Here is a 2,768-nt window from a genome sequence, read left to right as displayed (position 1 = left end):
ACTAGACTAGACGAACTAGCGAAAAGACTTCAGGCACAAGCATTTACAGCGATTCAATTAGATTTAGAAGTCCCAAGAAAAGTGTGGGTGGCAACGGTAGAAGTAGAAATGTCAGCCTTTTCAGGAACTAGAACAATAGCTATCGTAATGAATGCTGCTAGTTTATCTGAAGCGACAGAGGTGGACTATTTAATTACTAACGCTGCGGTGAGTCAAGCAACAGGGACATGGATAATTACAACTTATTCTCAACGTAATTGGGTGGAAGTGTTTTACCGTGAGGCAAAAGGCTGGTTAGGGCTAAAAGAATATCAAGTGAGAAGCATAAAAAGCCTTCACCGACATTTGATATTAGTTTTTTGCGCTGACACTTTTATTGTTTGGCAACAGTTGACAGGAGGATTGAGACGGCGTTGGGCAAACAAACCTTTAAAGACTTTTACGCTCTGCTTTGTTAGCTTTTAGAACGGCTATATCTTATAGATTTGTCGGTTGGCTCCAAGATAATGGTGACGTATTTGCCATACACATAGCAGGTTTGGGCTATGTTTGGGCTTGAATTTTGTTCAAGTCCCGTTACAAACTCAGATCAAAGAATTAAGCACAGAAAATCAACGGTTAAAAGATGAAAACAACCGTCTGAAAGGAGAACAAGGTCAGCCAGACATAAAAGCCAACAAGAAAGAATTGGCCAAAAACCACTCGTCAGAGAAAGAGCGAAAAACGCCAAAAAAGCACAGCAAAGGTTGTAAAAACGCGACTATTAAAATAGATCGAGAAGAAATACTAGAATACCCCCTAGACAAACTGCCAGTAGATGCAGAATTTAAAGGATATGAACAAGTAATAGTTCAAGATATCAGCTTGACAACCGACAACTTATTATTCCGTAAACAGAAATATTACTCAGCCTCAGTTGGGAAAACTTATTTAGCCGAATTACCAAACGGCTATGAAGGAGAATTTGGACCGGGAATAAAAACCTTAGTCATTAGTTTGTACTATGGGAGCAATATGACGATGCGGCAAACTACTAGAGTTTTTAGAAGATTTAGGGATTTCCATCTCAGCCGGTCATTTATCCAACCTGTTAATCAAAAACCACTCTAATTTTGAAACCGAAAAAAAAGAAGTTTATGATTCAGGACTAGCGAGTAGTCCTTGGCAACATTTCGACCAAACTGGGGCGCGGGTTGGTGGAGTCAATTATACCACCAATGTCATCTGCAACCCAATATATACAATCTACTTCACGACCCCCAATAAAGACAGACTGACTGTCATCAAAGGATTACAGCCAGGAAGAGAACTAGAATTTATTCTAAATCAACTCACATTCTCACTACTTGATAACTTCCACATCCCCACTAAAGGTCAGAATACTCTGAAACTATTCCCACAAGAAAATGTGTTGAGTGAGACACAGTTTAATGACCTACTTAATAAGTATCTACCCAAACTGGGTTCTCAGCAACGGACTCGGATCATGGAAGCAGCGGCTATTGCTTTTTATCATCAACAAACTCATTGTTCAGTGGTACAGACTTTGGTATGTGATGATGCTCCTCAGTTCAAGTTAATCACTGCTGACAGAGCTTTATGCTGGGTACATGAGGGAAGACATTACAAGAAGTTAAGTCCAGTAGTAGCCTGCCATCAAGTGATTTTAGAGCAGTTTCTCAAAGATTTTTGGGATTATTACCGGGAATTATTAGCTTACAAAGATTGTCCGAGTGCAGAAGCTGCACGGGAATTAAAGTCTAAATTTTGGCAACTTTTTGACACTTTAAGCGGTTATGAGTTGTTGGATGAACGAAAACAATTAACTGTTGCCAAAGCATCGGAGTTGCTCAGGGTTTTAGAGCATCCTGAATTACCTTTGCATAATAATCCGGCGGAGTTAGCTGCCCGGACTATGGTGCAGCGTCGTAATATTAGCTATGGGACTCAGACTATTGAGGGGACTCAGGTTTGGGACACTTTTATGTCTCTTGTTGCTACTACTCGTCAGTTGAGAATCAGTTTTTTTGAGTATGTGCGTGACCGCATTTCTCAACTTGGAAATATTCCATCTTTGGGGACCATTATTCTCGAAAAATCTTCTCTTCTTCCCTTGGGCTTATCCTGGTAGCTAGAATAACTGCTCCCCCTACTTATTGAGCCGATACATTAGAAGTTTCTCTCATTTTTAGTAAAATACGCAATAAGCGTGCTGCTCCTCATTATATGACCATTCATCAAATTATTGATTATTCATTCCTTAGTGGTTAACAACTTATTGCCTTGTTGGGCAAAGCTTATCCATCGCGATCACTACCATTTTGGCTGTATTTGAAGGCATTGAAATTCAGAAAATGCAGGTGCCAAAATATGTATGTTGCCGTCAAAAAACGAACCAAAAATACTTGAGGGCGTGACAAGCAGGTTGAAAGCAAAGCTGCGTCAAGTTTTTGACTTGAGTAACCAAGCGAAAAGATATTCGCGGGCGTGAGTCAATAAAAGAGAGTGGCGAGCTCCCTTGAATCAGGTTCAAGGCAAGTTCGGACGATCTTATGACTCAATAAGCGTGTAAATAATCAGCTATTTTTTGTGAGGTTCGGAGGCTTAAATGCTTTGATAGTAAAGGTTTTAGTGGCGTGTCACCCGTCAAAATAAATACCGTAGACGGAGTACATTTGGCGTTGGTTTAGATGCAGGGCTATTTCATTCTGAACAAGATTTTGAGTGTGTTAAGATTAAAGCCAGCACTTCGTTGTGCTTGAGCCATG

2 protein-coding genes and 1 pseudogene are annotated in these 2,768 nt (G+C 40.2%); all 3 read left to right on the top strand.

Features of this window, described 5'->3' with window-relative positions:
- A pseudogene (locus QUB14_RS28375) lies at positions 1-559 on the top strand (IS701 family transposase); the annotation flags it as partial.
- Positions 556-1,110, top strand: a complete 555-nt coding sequence (locus QUB14_RS28370) for a hypothetical protein (protein WP_333221546.1) — start codon at positions 556-558, stop codon at positions 1,108-1,110. The pseudogene QUB14_RS28375 and the gene QUB14_RS28370, both read left to right, overlap by 4 nt.
- A gap of 376 nt (positions 1,111-1,486) precedes the next feature.
- Complete coding sequence (locus QUB14_RS28365) at positions 1,487-2,131, top strand: IS66 family transposase (protein ID WP_333221544.1); 645 nt, start codon at positions 1,487-1,489, stop codon at positions 2,129-2,131.
- Positions 2,132-2,768 lie beyond the last annotated feature (637 nt).

The organism is Microcoleus sp. B3-D2 (assembly GCF_036705345.1).
Classification (GTDB): domain Bacteria; phylum Cyanobacteriota; class Cyanobacteriia; order Cyanobacteriales; family Microcoleaceae; genus Microcoleus.
Note: the sequence above shows the minus strand (reverse complement) of the source record. Positions and strands in the feature narration are given on the sequence as shown.